General features: G+C 68.5%; 15 protein-coding genes. 3 read left to right on the forward strand and 12 right to left on the reverse strand.

Features of this window, described 5'->3' with window-relative positions:
• Positions 1-4 precede the first annotated feature (4 nt).
• Complete coding sequence (locus tag ACWF99_RS10615; protein WP_452535678.1) at positions 5-2200, reverse strand: molybdopterin oxidoreductase family protein; 2196 nt, start codon at positions 2198-2200, stop codon at positions 5-7.
• Positions 2201-2362: 162 nt separating this feature from the next.
• Here ACWF99_RS10615 and ACWF99_RS10620 point away from each other — a divergent pair, with 162 nt between their 5' ends.
• Positions 2363-2707, forward strand: a complete 345-nt coding sequence (locus ACWF99_RS10620; RefSeq protein ID WP_452535679.1) for a hypothetical protein — start codon at positions 2363-2365, stop codon at positions 2705-2707.
• A gap of 50 nt (positions 2708-2757) precedes the next feature.
• On the opposite strand, the gene ACWF99_RS10625 is transcribed toward ACWF99_RS10620, so the two are convergent.
• Together ACWF99_RS10625 and ACWF99_RS10630 are read right to left on the reverse strand one after the other, a co-directional pair.
• Positions 2758-4209, reverse strand: a complete 1452-nt coding sequence (locus ACWF99_RS10625; RefSeq protein ID WP_452535680.1) for an MFS transporter — start codon at positions 4207-4209, stop codon at positions 2758-2760.
• A gap of 14 nt (positions 4210-4223) precedes the next feature.
• Complete coding sequence (locus ACWF99_RS10630) at positions 4224-5027, reverse strand: thioesterase family protein (RefSeq protein WP_452535681.1); 804 nt, start codon at positions 5025-5027, stop codon at positions 4224-4226.
• A 53-nt stretch (positions 5028-5080) separates the two neighbouring features.
• Here ACWF99_RS10630 and ACWF99_RS10635 point away from each other — a divergent pair, with 53 nt between their 5' ends.
• Positions 5081-5563 (forward strand): winged helix-turn-helix transcriptional regulator, encoded by a 483-nt coding sequence (locus ACWF99_RS10635; RefSeq protein WP_452535682.1) that lies wholly within the window; start codon positions 5081-5083, stop codon positions 5561-5563.
• Between the two features lie 103 nt (positions 5564-5666).
• Here the strand turns inward: ACWF99_RS10635 and ACWF99_RS10640 are convergent, their stop codons facing one another.
• Positions 5667-6278 (reverse strand): TetR/AcrR family transcriptional regulator, encoded by a 612-nt coding sequence (locus ACWF99_RS10640; protein ID WP_452535683.1) that lies wholly within the window; start codon positions 6276-6278, stop codon positions 5667-5669.
• A gap of 117 nt (positions 6279-6395) precedes the next feature.
• On the opposite strand from ACWF99_RS10640, the gene ACWF99_RS10645 reads away from it, so the two are divergent.
• Positions 6396-7262, forward strand: a complete 867-nt coding sequence (locus ACWF99_RS10645) for an SDR family NAD(P)-dependent oxidoreductase (protein ID WP_452535684.1) — start codon at positions 6396-6398, stop codon at positions 7260-7262.
• Here the strand turns inward: ACWF99_RS10645 and ACWF99_RS10650 are convergent.
• The 8 genes from ACWF99_RS10650 to ACWF99_RS10685 form a co-directional block, all read right to left on the reverse strand.
• Complete coding sequence (locus ACWF99_RS10650; RefSeq protein ID WP_101467406.1) at positions 7252-7857, reverse strand: GTP-binding protein; 606 nt, start codon at positions 7855-7857, stop codon at positions 7252-7254. The genes ACWF99_RS10645 and ACWF99_RS10650 overlap by 11 nt on opposite strands.
• Positions 7838-8212 (reverse strand): DUF742 domain-containing protein, encoded by a 375-nt coding sequence (locus tag ACWF99_RS10655; RefSeq protein ID WP_378627610.1) that lies wholly within the window; start codon positions 8210-8212, stop codon positions 7838-7840. The genes ACWF99_RS10650 and ACWF99_RS10655 overlap by 20 nt, the downstream gene beginning before the upstream one ends.
• Before the next feature lie 12 nt (positions 8213-8224).
• Entirely contained in the window at positions 8225-8629 is a 405-nt protein-coding gene (locus ACWF99_RS10660) for a roadblock/LC7 domain-containing protein (RefSeq protein ID WP_067453425.1), read from the reverse strand.
• Position 8630: 1 nt separating this feature from the next.
• Positions 8631-10976 carry a sensor histidine kinase gene (locus tag ACWF99_RS10665; RefSeq protein WP_378627612.1) on the reverse strand — a complete coding sequence of 782 codons (2346 nt, stop codon included), beginning with the start codon at positions 10974-10976 and terminating at the stop codon, positions 8631-8633.
• A gap of 219 nt (positions 10977-11195) precedes the next feature.
• A complete protein-coding gene (locus tag ACWF99_RS10670; RefSeq protein WP_378627614.1) occupies positions 11196-11603 on the reverse strand; it encodes a DUF779 domain-containing protein in 408 nt (135 codons plus the stop codon).
• A complete protein-coding gene (exaC, locus tag ACWF99_RS10675; RefSeq protein WP_378627615.1) occupies positions 11603-13120 on the reverse strand; it encodes an acetaldehyde dehydrogenase ExaC in 1518 nt (505 codons plus the stop codon). Before exaC ends, ACWF99_RS10670 begins: the two co-directional genes overlap by 1 nt.
• A gap of 87 nt (positions 13121-13207) precedes the next feature.
• On the reverse strand, positions 13208-14479 hold the full coding sequence (locus ACWF99_RS10680; protein ID WP_378627617.1) for a transcriptional regulator: 1272 nt from the start codon (positions 14477-14479) through the stop codon (positions 13208-13210).
• A 154-nt stretch (positions 14480-14633) separates the two neighbouring features.
• Positions 14634-14954 (reverse strand): hypothetical protein, encoded by a 321-nt coding sequence (locus ACWF99_RS10685; RefSeq protein WP_378627619.1) that lies wholly within the window; start codon positions 14952-14954, stop codon positions 14634-14636.
• Positions 14955-15000: the final 46 nt, after the last annotated feature.

Raw genomic sequence — 15000 nt, forward strand, 5'->3', positions numbered from 1 at the left:
GGGTTCACCGCCGCGCGGCGGCGACCTCGGATCGTGGTGTGGCGTCCGGGGTTTCGGTCGCGACCGGGTGCACCCGCACCCACGTGCTGTTGACCGCCGACGTGCCGGAGAGCGGGTCGGTGCGGGCCGGGTCGTGCAGCAGGTTGACATTGGCGCCCGGCAGGCCCGCCGCGACGGACCAGCCGACCCCGGGTTCGCGATGGCCCCATCCGTGGGGGATCGCCACCACCCCGGCGCGAATATCGGCACTGATCTCCACCGGAACCACGATCGAACCGACGGGGGATTCGATCGTGGCCGGATCGCCGTCGGCGAGACCGCGGGCGGCGGCGTCGTCGGGATGGATGAGCACGGTGCAGCGGTCGCGGCCCTTCACCATCGACGGGATGTTGTGCAGCCAGGAGTTGTTGCTGCGCAGGTGACGCCGTCCGATGAGCTGGAGGTCGTAGCCGGGTTCGGCCGCCGTGGTCGCGTCGTCGAGGACTGTGCGCACCGCCGCCAGGAAATCCGTGGGCGCCAAGTGTGTCTTGCGGTCGCTGGTGCCGATCAGTTCGGGCAGCCGTGGCCGCAACGGACCGAGGTCGACACCGCCCGCCGCGTCCCGAATCTTTGTGAGCGTCAGCCCGTTTCGTCCACGACGCAGGACTCCGTAGGGGCCTGTCGCGACGGCGGCCGCGGTCAGTCGCAGGGGGCTGAACTGTTCGAACGCGGCGTTGAGCGCGCGTCCGGTGAACCGTCGTACCGGCAGCGGGACCATTTCGGTCACCAATCGCGCCAGGATCTGCCAGTCCTCCAAACCGTCGGACGGCGGTTCGAACACCTTGGCGTCGTAGCGGGCGTTGTTGCGAACGCTGAAGATCGGGAACAGCAGGCTCAGTTCCTCGCGTTCCAGCGCCGAGACCGGCGGCAGGATGAAGTCGGCGTGCCGCGTCGTCTCGGTGACGTACATATCGACGGCCACGTAGAAATCCAGGGAATCCAGCGCGGCGTCGAGCTTGTCGGCCTGGGGTGTCGAGAGCACCGGATTGCCCGCGTAGGTGATCATCGCTTTGATCTGGCCCGGTCCTTCGGCGCGGATCTCCTCGGCGAGGACCGCGACCGGCAGTTCGCTGCGGAACGACTTGTGCGCACCGGAGCGGTCGGTCCACGCGCCGTGTCCCATGGGCAGGTACTTCGCGTAACGGGCGGCGTCGACGACGGGGGTGGCGAACATCTGACCGCCCGCGCGATCGAGATTGCCGGTGACCGCGTTGATCGTGTTGACCAGCCAGTGGGTGAGCGTGCCCGTCACCTGCTGGCACACCCCGATTCGCGCGTACAACACCGCCGAGGGTGCCGCCGCGTGGTCACGGGCCAGCCGTCTGATGGTGTCCGCGTCGACGCCCGCCAGTGGCGCCATGCGTTCCACAGTGGTGTCGGCGACGAGTGCGGCCAGCTCGTCCCAGCCGGTGCACAGCGCGCGGACCGCCCGTTCGTCACACAGCTGCTCGGTGATCAGCACATGCAGCATCGCGAGCAGCAGGTACACATCGCCGCCGGGCCGGACCGCCACGTGTTCGTCTGCCAGCCGGGCGGTTTCGGTGCGGCGCGGGTCGATCACGACGACGGTGCCACCCCGGGCGCGGACCGCTTTGATGCGCGATTTGGCGCCCGGCATGGTGGTGATCGATCCGTTGGACACCGCGGGATTGGCGCCGAGCACCACCAGCCGGTCGGTGCGGTCGATATCGGTGATCGGCATGAGAACGTTCGAGCCGAACATCCGCCACGCGACGAACTCCTGCGGGAACTGATCGATCGAGGACGCGGAGAAGAAGTTGCGGGTCAGCAGGACGGCCCGCAGCAGCGCTCCGTACATCACCGAGGAGCTGTGCGCGGCCGGGTTGCCGATGTACATCCCGATGGCGCTGGGACCGTGCGCGGACCGTACCGCGCGCAAACGCCGGCCGATCTCGCGGAATGCCTCGTCCCAGCCCACCGGTTCGAAGCTGTCGCCGACCCGGCGCATCGGTGTCCGCAGCCGGTCGGGGTCGTGGTGCAGACCGCCCATGGCCGTCGCCTTCGGGCAGATGTAGCCCTTCGACAGCACGTCGTCCGGGTTGCCCTCGACGCGGGTGACCCGTGAATCCTCGACCGTGACCAGAATCCCGCAGTGCGCTTCACACAGTGTGCACTGCCGTGCGATTGTCGTGCTGTCCACAGCTTTTCCTACCCTCCGCCGACCCGCTCCTGCCACGGTAGCGCGACCGAACCGCTCGGCAGATCCGTCTGTGGTCGGATTTCCGTGCCGACCGGCGATCGGGCGTAATATCCTTCGCGATACGAAGAGCCTTCATTTCCGCTCAGGTCAGGAGCAGATTCGATGCGTTCCACCGTTCGTCTCGGCCTCGCGGTCGCCGCTGTCACCGTCGCCGGGATCGCCGGGCAGGCCACCGCCGCCGCCCAGCCCAGCTATTACGACCCCGTCATCACGCCGTGCAGTCACCTGTTCCGCACCCCGCTGGAGATGCCACGTCCTGGCACGCAGGTGTACTGGAGTCCGTTCGGGACTTCGAACATCGTCTGCTACGACGACGGCACCGGGATGGAGAACTACTACCAGCGAGACCCCTGGGGCCGCTGGCACGACATGAACGAGCTGACTCCCGGTCACTTCTTCTACGTGATCTTCGATTCCTCGGTCCCCGATCAGGCGACCTGGGGCTGAGCGGACCGGAGGACGCGGCCGGCGACATCGTGGTCGCCGACCGCTCGGGGTCACGCGGACACTGCCGCGCCCCCGGATCTTTCGGTCGCCTCCGGAGTGTGGCCGGGCGATTCGATCGGTGGTCCGGCCTGCGATCGGGTCCGCACGGCGAAGCCGATGAGTCCGGCGAGAACCGCGATCGCGGCGGTCACGTACCAGGCGCGCTGGAAGGCGTCGAGCGTGGCGGCGGGGGTGTCGGGCGTACCGAGCAGCGCGACGAGAAGTGCGACGCCGAGGGCGAGGCCGAGTTGGCGGGCCATGCTCAGGACGCCCGATCCGGTCGCGAAGCGTTGCGGGGGCAGGGTTCCCGCGCCGACGGCGAACGCGGTCGGCAGGGTGAGCCCGACACCGAGACCGGTCAGCAGCATGCCGCCGAGCAGGCCACCCACGTAGTCCGGTGACAGTTCGGCTGCGCGCGCCCACCACAGGAGTCCGCCGCCGAAGGCGAGCCCGCCTGCCGCGATCACCGGTCCCGCACCGATTCGGGCGATGAGTTTGCCCGCGGCGATGGCGACGAACGGCACGACCAGTGGGCCGGGCGCGATCGCGAGTCCGGTCTGCAAGGCCGACCATCCCCACACGTTCTGCGCCCAGAGCGTGACCGAGAGCAGCATGCCCGCGAACGCGATCTGGAACGCCAGCGAATTCGCCCCCGCGAGCACGAAATTCGGGACCCGGAGCAGGGTGGGGTCGACGATCGGGCTGTGATGACGAGCCGAGCTCACGGCGAAGACGACCCCGAGCACGATCGCTATACCGAACGCGGCGAGGACCCCGGTGGAGGTCCAGCCCCAGCCGGGCCCCTGCACGACGGCCAGGATCAGCGACCCGACCGCCCCGATCAGCGCGCCCGCACCCAGCAGATCCGGCAGCGGGCCGCCCGCGGCGGGCGGGCACGGCAGCTTACGGACACCGATCGCGAGCGCCGCCAACCCGATCGGCACGTTCACGAGAAACACCCAGCGCCAATCGATTTCGACCAGCAAGCCGCCGAGCACCGGGCCCAGCGCGGCGCCGAGACCACCGAACGCGACCCACAGCCGCACCGCACCCGCGCGTTGCTGCGGCGGTGTCGCGGCGAGTACCAGTGCGAGGGAGGACGGGGTGAGCAGGGCGCATCCCAGCGCCTGCAGAACACGGAAAGCGATGAGCGACTCCACGTTCCAGGCCGCCGAGCACAGTGCCGACCCGATCACGAAGATCGCCAGGCCGGTGAGAAAGGTGGCGCGGTTGCCGCCGCGGTCGCCGAGCCGACCGGCCGGAACGAGCAGGGCGGCGAAGACGATGGCATAGAGGTTGAGCACCCAGGACAGTTCGGTCAGGCCGGCGCCGAAGTCGTCTGCCATGGCGGGCATGGCGACATTGACGATGAACAGGTCCAGGCTCGACAACAGCACGCCGATGGAGACGATGGCGAGCACCAACCGGGGATTGGTCTCCCGGAGCGGGGTAGTGGATTGCATGTTCCAGCTCTCGTTCAGCCGAGGACGCGGCGGGTTTGACGGGCGGTGGCGAGCAGCACGCCGTCGCCGTCCCAGATATCGGTGTCGTCGACCGACCAGCCGTCACCGGAACCGACGTTCGCGGCGCGGACCAGCACGGGTGTGTCGCCGAGGTGGGTGAGATCGGCGTGCAGTTGCAGCGACAGGGTGACGGTGGGGACGGCGACCGGAGCGGTGAGCAGCGGGAACAGTCCCGGTGGGAGTGCGTCGGCGAGGACGGCCAGGCTCGGCGCGTCGAGGGGCAGCGCGGGGTCGAGTGCGATCCAGGCGCACATCATCGCCTCGTCCGCGCCGCTGAGGGGCAACGGGCCCGCGGCGGGACGGATGACGAAATGCGCGCCGACGGGCACGATCTCCGGGGGCAGCCGGAACAGCGCGCAGTCCGGTGCGGCCGCGACTACGGGTGCGGGTCTGGCGCTGTGGGCGGGGATCGTGGTCGCGCCCGGTGCGCCCAGGGTGACGGTGGCCGCGGCGACCGGCGCACCGTTTTGTTCGGCGACCACGTCCAGCATCGTCGTGCTGCGCCCGACGGTGTGTTCGGTGGCGTGCAGGGTGAACGCGCCGGTCGCCGGTCGGCCGAGGAACCGGACATCCGCGGCGCGCACGGGGTGCTCGCGCGAGCTCGCCCGCTGGGCGACATCGATCAGGAGCCCGGCGAGCGTGCCGCCGTGTGGGCCGGTCCAGCCGCGCCACGAGTCGTCGACCACGGCCTGCCACCGCCCGGAGTCCGTGGCGGTGAGGGCGAATCGCGCGCCGAACCGCCCAGTGAGTTTCATCATGCAACTCAACGTAGATGGGTGAGTTCTTTCATGCAACCGACTAGACTCGGGGCATGCGGCGCACCAGCTTCGAAGACATGAACTGTTCCCTGGCCCAGTGCCTGGAAGTGGTCGGGGAGTGGTGGACCTTGCTGATCGTGCGTGACGCCCTCTTCGGCGTCACCCGCTTCGACGAGTTCCGCGACCGCCTCGGCATCGCCCGCAACGTCCTCACTCAACGTCTCGAAGGCCTGGTCGAACACGAGATCATGACGAGAGAGCCCTACCAGGACAACCCCATCCGCTACGACTACCGCCTGACAGTCAAGGGTCGCTCCCTGTGGCAGGTGATCACCGCGATGCGCCAGTGGGGCGACGAATGGGCCGCCCCCAACGGCCCCCCGGTGGAGGTCCTGCACCGCACCTGCGCCCACCTCGCCACCATCGAGCCCACCTGCTCGCACTGCGGCGAGCGAGTCCACGGCCGCGACCTGACACTGATGGACGGACCCGGCGCAGGTGATCGTTCTCCGCTACCCGAGTCGCTACGTGGGTGAACTCGCCCCGGTGTCATCGTCGCGCGCGCCGGTCATGGGGCAGCGGTACGGCAATCGCGCGGTGCAGGCCGAATGTCGTTCACGGGACGTGGTTTCGGTCAGGTCAGCCGCGGAGTCCGCGCAGCGCGGTCTCCACAACGCGATCGGCGAATTCGGTGGTGAGGGTGCCGGTGCGCAGGAGCCAGCGGTCCATCAGTGGGCCCCAGATCATCGCGATGGCCACGTCGAGGTCGATATCGGGGGCGATCTGGCCCGCGGTTTGCGCGGCGGCGAGCCTGCGACGTTTCAGGTCGTCCACGGGGCCCTGTAGGCGTTCGACGTAGGTGGCGGCCAGGGCGGTGTCGTGCATGATGGCGCTGGTCAGGCCGCGCAGGGGGAGGTCGAAGCGGGGGTCGGCGAGTTCGGCGACGGTCGCGCGCAGGACCAGTTTCAGGTCGGCTTCCAGGTCGCCGGTGTCGGGCAGGCCCGGTGTCGCGTCGTCGCCGGTCTCGCTGAGCATCAGGAAGGCGTCGAGCAGCACCGCGCCCTTGGACGGCCACCACCGGTAGATCGTCTGCTTGCCGACGCCTGCCCTGGCGGCGATCGCCTCGATCGTCAGCTTGTCGTAGCCGATCTCGCCCGCCAGGTCGAAGGCGGCGGACAGGATGGCGCGCCGGGATCCTTCGTTGCGCCGGGTCGCGTCGGCCGACGGCCGGGGGTTCACCTGCTGACTCATGCCGCCATTCTAGCAAGCAAAGAGACGAGACGTTGCGTCTTGACAAGGTGGTGAACCGCTGGCATCCTCGAACCATCAGACGAGACGCAACGTCTTGTCTAGGTAAGGAGGAACGTCATGACCACCGCCGCATCCCGCGTCTGGTTCATCACCGGAGCGAGCCGCGGTCTCGGCCGCGCCTTCGCCGAAGCGGCGCTGGCGGCGGGGGACCGGGTCGCCGCCGCCGCGCGCACCGGATCCGCCCTCGACGAACTTTCCGCGGCCCATCCCGGCCGGGTACTGCCGTTGACCGTCGATGTCACCGATCGTGCTGCGGTGCACGCGGCGGTCGATGCCGCCGTCGCCCACTTCGGCCGCCTCGACGTCGTGATCAACAACGCGGGCACCCTCTCGATGGGCATGATCGAGGAGTTCACCGAAGCCGAGGCTCGCGCGCAGATGGAGGTGAACTTCTTCGGCGCGCTCTGGGTGAGCCAGGCGGTGCTCCCGCAGTTGCGCGCGCAGCGCGGCGGGCACATCGTGCAGGTATCGAGCATCGGCGGGCTCGCCGGGTTCCCGCTGTCGGGAATGTATGCCGCGAGCAAGTTCGCGCTCGAGGGCATGAGCGAGGCCCTGGCGATGGAAGCCGCGGAATTCGGTGTACGCGTGAGTATTCTGCAGCCGGGCGGGTACTGGACCGACCTGTATTCGGCGATGGTGAACACGACCCCGATCGAGGACTACGCCCCGCTGCGCGCCCAGCTCGAGGCCCAGTGGGCCGAGGGCTCGGTCGACAGCGAGCCCGCCCTCGCCGCCGAGGCGCTGCTCACGCTCGTCGGCGCCGAGGAACCGCCGCTGCGCCTGCTGCTCGGAAACATGGTGTACGACTTGGCCTTCGACCTCGCGCGCGCCAAGATGGCCACCTGGTCGGCCTGGGAGCAGACCAGCCGAGCCGCGGAACGGGCAGTCCCCGCGCCGGGCTCGGCAGAGTCGGTCAGGTGGTGACGGGAGTTCGTGCGGCGCGGTCGATCAGGTACTCGACCAGGTGGGTCAGCACCGCCTTGGCAGAGGGCCGATCGCGCGCGTCACACAGGATCACCGGCGTGTTCGGATCCAGGTCCAGCGCGTCACGCACCTCGTCGACCGTGTAGCGCGGCGCGCCGTCGAAGCAGTTCACCGCGATCAGGAACGGCAAGCCGCGCCGCTCGAAGAAGTCCACCGCCGCGAACGAATTGCTCAACCGCCGGGTGTCGGCCAGCACGATCGCGCCGAGGGCGCCACGGCACAGCTCGTCCCACAGGAACCAGAAGCGGTCCTGCCCGGGCGTGCCGAACAGGTACAGCACCAGATCCCGGTCGATGGTGATGCGCCCGAAGTCCAGCGCGACGGTGGTCGTGTGCTTCTGCTCCACCCCCGACAGATCGTCGACGCCGGTGCTGACCTCGGTGATCAGTTCTTCGGTCCGCAGCGGTGCGATCTCGCTGATCGCACCCACCATGGTGGTCTTGCCGACGCCGAAGCCGCCGGCGATGAGGATTTTGACCGAGGCGGCCATGTGCTGGTCGCCTGCGGACATCGGGTCAAAGTTTTCGGATGCCATCCAGAACCGCTCGCAATATGTTGAGGTCACCGGCACCGGCCTCGGCCGCTACCGGAGCCCGGAAGATGAGGTGGCCCTCGGCGATGAGATCACCGACGAGGATCTTGGTCACCGCCAGAGGCAGTTTCAGCACGGCCGAGACCTCGGCCACCGACTGCGGACGTTTGCACAAGCGTGCGATCGTCGCGTACTCGGGTTCTGGTTTGCGCAGGGTGGGGGCGGGATGTACCGCTACCACCACCGTGAGCATGTCCAGGTCGTGCGCCGCGCCCATGGTGCGGCCGCGGGTCACCGCGTACGGCCGGACCAGGGGTCCGGCCGCGTCGTCGAACCACGGATCGCCGAGTCGAGTCATTGTCGAAGCTTTCTATAGCTGTGCATGCCCGTGCCGCGGCTCCGTCGACAGATAACTGCCGACCCGCTGCACGGTGAGATTCATTTCGTAGGCGACCATGCCGAGATTGGCCGACTCGTTGGCTTGCAGTGCCAGGCAAGCGTTGTCACCGGCCGAGGTCACGAAGAGCACGGCCCGATCGAGCTCGATCACCGCCTGGCGCACGCCGCCACCGTCGAACCGGCTGCCCGCGCTGCGCGCGAGACCGTAGAGGGTCGAGGACATGGCGGCGAAGTGTTCGGCGTCTTCACGCTTCATCTGCGAGGAGCGTCCGAGCAGCAGTCCGTCGGTGGACAGCACGACCGCGTAGCGGACCCCTGCCAGCCGGTCGACGAGATCGTCGAGTAGCCAGTTGAGATCACCGGGGGAAGAGTTCACCTCAGCCTTCCTGTTCGTCCTGATTCGATGTGGTCTGTTGTTTGCGACCCTGGCGGGTGCCGTTCTCGATCGCGGACATGATGTCGCGCGCCTGTTCTGCGGAGCGGGGGCGCTCGGGTGCGCGCGGCGCCTCGGCGGCGGGCTCGGCGAGCTCGGGCGCCAGATTGGTCTGCCTGCTGCGGCGCGGCAGCGCGGGTCGTTCGTCGGAGCCGGTGTCGTAGCGCGGGGTCTGCGCGGCGGGCGCCTCGGGGGCCGGTGCCATCGGGCGCGGCGTCGGTGGATCGGCGACCAGGGTCGCGACCGGCGCGGGCGCGGATTCGAGGGCGGCGATCGGTCCCGATTCCTGCGGTGCGGGCAGCCCACGGCGCAGCGGTCCGGTCATCGTGGGTGGCGTACCCGCGAGGTCGGCCTCGCCGGCCAGCAACTGCTGAGGGATCAGCACGATGGCGCGGATGCCGCCGTAATCGGATTCGCTCAGCCGCACCGACACACCGTGCGCGAGGGCCAGCCGGGCGACCACGAACAGGCCGAGGCGCGAGTCCGAGGACAGCGTGCCGACACCGAAGTCCGGCGGATCGGCCAGCATGGTGTTGTAGCGGACCAGGTCGTCGGCGCTCATGCCCATGCCCTGATCGGTGATCTCCACGACCACGCCCTTGCCGACCACATTGCCGCTCGCCTCGACCCGCGACTGCGGCGGGGAGAACGCGGTGGCGTTGTCGACGAGCTCGGCGAGCAGGTGCACGAGGTCGGCCACGACGGTGCCGACGACGCTGACCTCGGGCAGCTTGGTGACCCGCACGCGCGCGTAGTCGAGCGTTTCGCCGATGGCGCTGCGCACCACGTCCATCACCGGCACGGGCTGACGCCATTGCCGCCCCGGGCGGCCGCCGCCGAGGATGATCAGGTTCTCGGCGTTGCGACGTTCACGGGTAGCGAGGTGATCGAGCCGGAACAGCGTCTCGAGCAGGGCTGGATCCTCTTGGCGGCGTTCGGCTTCGTCGAGGATCTCGAGCTGGCGGTGCACCACGATCTGGCTGCGGTGGGCGATGTTGAGGAACACCGCGCGCACGCCCTCGCGGGTACGGGCCTCGTCGACCGCGGCACCGATCGCCGCGGCGGCGGCGTGTTCGAAGGCCTTGGCGACCTGACCGATCTCGTCGTGCCCGAAGTCCAGGGTGGGCGCGGTGTCGGCCGGGTCGACCTCGCCACCGTCGCGCAGGGTGCGCATGGTGGCGGGCAGCTGCTCGTCGGCGAGTTGCAGTGTCGCGGTGCGCAACCGGCGCAGCCGGCGGATGATCCGGTTCGCCAGGACCACCGCGATGAGGAAGACGAGCACACTGAGCGCGAGCACGCCGCCGCCCGCCAGCGCGGCGTTGGTCTCGGCCTTGCGCGAGGAGTCCTCGGCAAGCTTCTGCACGTGGTCGTTGTAGCTGGTGTAGGAGTCGAGCAGGCTCCGGTTGACCTCGGCCGCGGCGTTCTGCCATTCGGGAATCGGCATCGGCAGTGCGGCGGGGGTGGGAGCCTTGCTGGTCGAGGTGCTCGCCTGGGCGGCCGCCGACACCGCGAAACGCTGCACGAGAGCGGATTCCATCGCGCTCAGCTGCTGCCAGTGCCCGGTGGCCGTCAACGCGACGACGGCGCCGCGCTCGGGCTCGTCGAGTCCGGCCGCCAGGTTGGCGATTTCGCCGTGGTAGAGGCCGCTCTGGTTGGTGAACTCGTCGAGTGGGATGGTCGAGGCGCCGTCCGAGGCCACCATCGCGGCGGCGACCGCGTTGCTGCGCGACATCGCCTCGGCGGCACCGAGCAAGCGCAGTCCCTCCGACACACCGGTCGCGACGACCGCGTCGGGCGCCGCGCGCTCGGCGACCTTGGTGCCCTGGATGATCACGTTGAGCAGCGAGTTGTAGAACAGGTAGGCGTCCGCGATCGGCAGCATCCGGGCGTCGGCGCCCTTGCGCACGCCCTCCAGATGGGTGCCGAGAGTGGCGAAGCCGGCCTTGTCGCTGCCGATGTTGGAGTCGTCGATCGCGCGCAGGTTCTCACCGGCGGCGATCAGGCCGCGAAAGGCGCTGTCCATGCGCGTGCGCGCGGCGGCGAGCCCGAGTGCGGCGGTCTCGTCGCCCGCGATGTGGGCCAGGGTGAGGTGGCGCTCGGATTGGACCGCCTCGATCAGCTCACGGGCCGGTACGGCGGCATCCTGCAACTGCACGGCCCACGACTTGGCCTTGTTGCTCTGCTCGACCAGGTAGCCCGCCGTACCGACGCCGACCACCACCAGAGTCAAACTCGGGATGAGAGCAATCGCCAGAATCCGGGTGCGCACACCGAGTCTCGCTAAGAACATCGCCATAACGTAACGGAATCGTTGCACTGTTGTCGCGTGTGTCTCGCTGAGCGAGACGCGATTTGGTTTGCGCGGGAACACATTTGCTATATGGGGTGAAAACGAAAAAACGGCGAGCTCACCCCGCCGGCTGAGCCGCGATGGCCCAGTCGGCGGGGGCTCGCCGCGACCTGGCAGCGCCGGGAAAGATGCTGCCAGGTCAGGTTTTCGGCGGCGCCGCTACAGTGTGCGGTCGGCGCCCGTTCGTGGTGGCGGCCCGGCCGCCAGTGCCGCGTGCTCCGCCTCGGTCAGCAGCCTGGCGCGCAACACGAAGCGCATGCCCTGGCCTGCCTCGAGCGAATCCTCGGCAGCCTCACCGCGCGTCACATCGACGGTGAGGTGGGTATCTTTCCAGCATTCGAATTGTGCCGCGCTGATCCAGAATTCGGTGTGCCAGCTGAGCCGGCCGAGCAGGATGTCGGCCTTCTCGATCGGGAACTGCTTGGCCGACAGGCACACCGGTGCGGCGTCGTCGTCGCAGCCGTCGCCCGCCTGGCGGAACAGCACCGGGCCGTTGTCCTCGATGAGGCGGCGGAGCAGGGTCTGGGCGCGCTCGGTGATCTCCACACGGTGGATTCGATTCTGCATCAGAACATCCCGAGTTTCGTCGTCGAATAACTGACCAGCAGGTTCTTGGTCTGCTGGTAGTGCCCGAGCATCATCGCGTGGTTCTCCCTGCCGAACCCCGACTTCTTGTAGCCGCCGAACGCGGCATGGGCGGGGTAGGCGTGGTAGCAGTTGGTCCAGACCCGGCCTGCCTTGATGCCACGGCCGAGTCGGTGGGCGGTGTTCATGTCGCGGGTCCACACGCCCGCACCGAGACCGTAGAGGGTGTCGTTGGCGATGCGGATCGCTTCGTCGACGGTATCGAAGCGGGTGACCGCGACGACCGGGCCGAAGATCTCCTCCTGGAAGATCCGCATCGTATTGTCACCGGAGAAGACCGTGGGTTCGATGTAGTACCCACCCGGTAGACCGTCGACCTTGCGTGCTTCCCCTCCAGTGAGCACGCGGGCGCCTTCGGCTCTGCCGATGTCGAAATAGGACAGAATCTTCTCGTACTGGTCGTTGCCGGCCTGTGCGCCGATCATCGTCTCGGTGTCGAGTGGATGACCGGACACGATGGCCTCGGTGCGGGCGATGGCGCGGGCGAGGAATTCGTCGTAGATCGACGAGTGGATCAGCGCCCGCGACGGGCACGTGCACACCTCACCCTGGTTCAGGGCGAACATGACGAACCCCTCGACGGCCTTGTCGAGGTAATCGTCGTCGGCGGCCAGCACATCGGGCAGGAAGATGTTGGGGCTCTTGCCGCCGAGTTCGAGAGTGACCGGAATGATGTTCTCGCTGGCGTACTGCATGATCAACCGGCCGGTGGTGGTCTCGCCGGTGAAGGCGATCTTGGCCACCCGCGGGCTCTGTGCCAGCGGTTTGCCCGCCTCGACACCGAAACCGTTGACCACGTTGAGCACTCCGTCGGGCAACAGATCCGCGATGAGTTCGACGACGAGCAGCAGTGACGCCGGTGTCTGTTCGGCCGGTTTGATGACCACGCAGTTGCCCGCCGCCAGCGCGGGCGCGAGTTTCCAGGCGGCCATCAGGATCGGGAAGTTCCACGGAATGATCTGCCCGACCACACCGAGCGGTTCGTGGAAGTGATAGGCGACCGTGTCGGCGTCGATCTGGGACAGCGATCCCTCTTGGGCGCGCAGCACACCCGCGAAATACCGGAAGTGATCGACGGCCAGCGGGAGGTCCGCCGCCAGGGTTTCGCGCACCGGTTTGCCGTTGTCCCAGGTCTCGGCCACGGCCAGCGGTTCGAGACTGTTCTCGATCCGGTCGGCGATCTTGAGCAGGATGTCGGCCCGCTCGGTGACCGAGGTCGCTGCCCAGCGCTCGGTGGCGCGGTGTGCCGCCTCGAGCGCCATGTCGATGTCGGCGGCGGTGGAACGGGCCACCGCGCAGAAGGTCTCACCGTCGACCGGTGAGGTGTTGTCGAAATAACGGCCTTCGACAGGGGGCGACCAGTCACCTCCGATGAAGTTGTCGTATCGGGCGGCATAGCTGACTATGCCGGTATCCGATCCGGGTTTGCCGTAGATCATTCGCCTCGCTCCTCGCGACCTCTGCGTGGTGCCCCACACTATGGTCGGCGAAGGTTGGTACGAGGTTGGTGACGGCGTCTGCGCAGGTCAGCCCTGGCGTGCGGTGAAAAGCCGGGCCGTCACGACGGCGCGGCGGACATCGTCGCGAGGCAGTAGCCGCAGGGCGTGCTCGTGCACGGCGACATCGCCGGGGCAGCGCTGCCCGAACGCGACCGCGTGCTCGGGCCGGTCGCTACCGAGCACGGCGTTGCGGATGCCGACATCGAGGTGGGCGCGCCACTGTTCGACGCCGGGCAGATCCGAACCGGGCAGTAGCGGTCCGCGATACAGCCACAGCGCCGAGGTGAGGTCGCCGCCCTCGATGGCGGCCAGCAGGTCCACCGCGTCGCAGGACACCTCGCCGGTGAGCATGTAGCGCCGGTTGGTGATCTCGCCGCGGGTGGCGCGGCGCAGGTGCGACACATCGGCTTTGAGCGTGTTCAGCGACACCGACCGCTCTCCGTAGACCGCGGCGTGCAGCTGTTCGGGGGTGTACCCGTCGGGCTCGAGCGCCAGCAGTGCCAGGATCTCGAGTTGGCGCGGCGGCAACGGCACCGGTCTACCGTCGCGCAAAAGGCGTGCGGCGCCGAGACATTCGAGCCGAACACCCGGCGCCGGGGTGGGTGCCTCGGCGCGCAGCATCGTCTCCACGGCGGTGACCAGCGCGCGGACCGAGGTCATCACCATCGGATGCGAACGTTCCCAGGTCGAGGACAGATCGAGCACACCCACCGTGCGGCCGTCGGGGCCGTGAATGGGCGCGGAGTAGCAGACCCAGCCGTGCAGCGCGGCGACGAGATGCTCGGCGGAGAACACGGTGACGGCCCTGTCGTCGTGCAGGGCCAGCGATAACCCGTTGGTGCCCATATGGCTTTCGTCCCAGACCCCACCCGGCGCGAAGTTCACCGCTTCTCCTTGACGGCGCAGCGTGCGATCGCCCGCGGTCCACAGGATGGTGCCCGATTCGTCACTGACGACTGCGAGGTAGCCCGATTCCTCGGCCATTCCGCGCAGCTGACCGGCGAGTTCGGTGACCGGCCTGCGCAGCGGGGATTCCGACCAGCGGTCGCTGATGTCGTTGAATCCGGGAGCGACCTCGGTGGCGGGGTCGACGGTGTGCAGGGAACGCTGCCACGACTTGGCGACATCGTTGCGTACGGCGCCGGTGTCGCGGGGCAGGGTCAGCGGGCGTGAGGGTGCGGCGAGGCGGTTCCACTGCTTCTCGAGTTCGACCCGGTAGTCCGAGAGCCGTTCGGGCCGGTGCGGTCCGGCGATCGGGTCGTTGTGGGCGCCTGGTGCCCTTCCCAGTTCCTCGCCCACGTTCACTCCCTGCTCGTCGGTGACGCACCGTTCCAGCGACGAGAACGGGTGTGGCGCTTACTGTCTATCAGCTGTGCCACCGCCGCGGGAACGTTTGTGCCGAGGACGACCGGTCACCGGTCGCCGGGCTGTCGCGTCGCCTTGACGTCGCTGACTACTTGTTCAGGAAGATCCCGGCGATATCGGCGTTCTTGATCGGGGTGTCGACATTGCGCTGAGTCGCGCACAGCAAATCGACCTGCACGATCATCGAGTCGACGACGGTGCCCGCCGGTTCGTTGTCGTTGCCGGTCTGCTGCTTGATCGCCTTGGTGATGGTGATCCGCTTGGTGTTCGCGTCCTGGTTGACGTAGTCGCGACAGCTCGTGTCACCGCCCTGGTTGAGCACTCGCTCGACCTCGGCGCATCCGGTGGCCAGTGCCGCCAGCACCGCGACGCCCACCGCGACGGCGCCGGTTCGGGTGTTGGCGTGCATGATTCCTCCTGGAATGGTTCGCTGCGCGCGGTTGCGCGTCGACGCC

The sequence above is a fragment of the Nocardia sp. NPDC055002 genome (assembly GCF_053608825.1).

What these genes read in the sequence shown, in the direction of transcription:
- ACWF99_RS10620 (WP_452535679.1), top strand. Translation starts at nt 2,363, where the DNA reads ATGCGTTCCACCGTTCGTCTCGGCCTCGCGGTCGCCGCTGTCACCGTC.
- ACWF99_RS10655 (WP_378627610.1), bottom strand. Translation starts at nt 8,212, where the DNA reads ATGACTCGACTCGGCGATCCGTGGTTCGACGACGCGGCCGGACCCCTG.
- ACWF99_RS10630 (WP_452535681.1), bottom strand. Translation starts at nt 5,027, where the DNA reads ATGATGAAACTCACTGGGCGGTTCGGCGCGCGATTCGCCCTCACCGCC.
- ACWF99_RS10635 (WP_452535682.1), top strand. Translation starts at nt 5,081, where the DNA reads ATGCGGCGCACCAGCTTCGAAGACATGAACTGTTCCCTGGCCCAGTGC.
- ACWF99_RS10665 (WP_378627612.1), bottom strand. Translation starts at nt 10,976, where the DNA reads ATGTTCTTAGCGAGACTCGGTGTGCGCACCCGGATTCTGGCGATTGCT.
- ACWF99_RS10685 (WP_378627619.1), bottom strand. Translation starts at nt 14,954, where the DNA reads ATGCACGCCAACACCCGAACCGGCGCCGTCGCGGTGGGCGTCGCGGTG.
- ACWF99_RS10625 (WP_452535680.1), bottom strand. Translation starts at nt 4,209, where the DNA reads ATGCAATCCACTACCCCGCTCCGGGAGACCAATCCCCGGTTGGTGCTC.
- ACWF99_RS10640 (WP_452535683.1), bottom strand. Translation starts at nt 6,278, where the DNA reads ATGAGTCAGCAGGTGAACCCCCGGCCGTCGGCCGACGCGACCCGGCGC.
- ACWF99_RS10650 (WP_101467406.1), bottom strand. Translation starts at nt 7,857, where the DNA reads ATGGCATCCGAAAACTTTGACCCGATGTCCGCAGGCGACCAGCACATG.
- exaC (WP_378627615.1), bottom strand. Translation starts at nt 13,120, where the DNA reads ATGATCTACGGCAAACCCGGATCGGATACCGGCATAGTCAGCTATGCC.
- ACWF99_RS10645 (WP_452535684.1), top strand. Translation starts at nt 6,396, where the DNA reads ATGACCACCGCCGCATCCCGCGTCTGGTTCATCACCGGAGCGAGCCGC.
- ACWF99_RS10670 (WP_378627614.1), bottom strand. Translation starts at nt 11,603, where the DNA reads ATGCAGAATCGAATCCACCGTGTGGAGATCACCGAGCGCGCCCAGACC.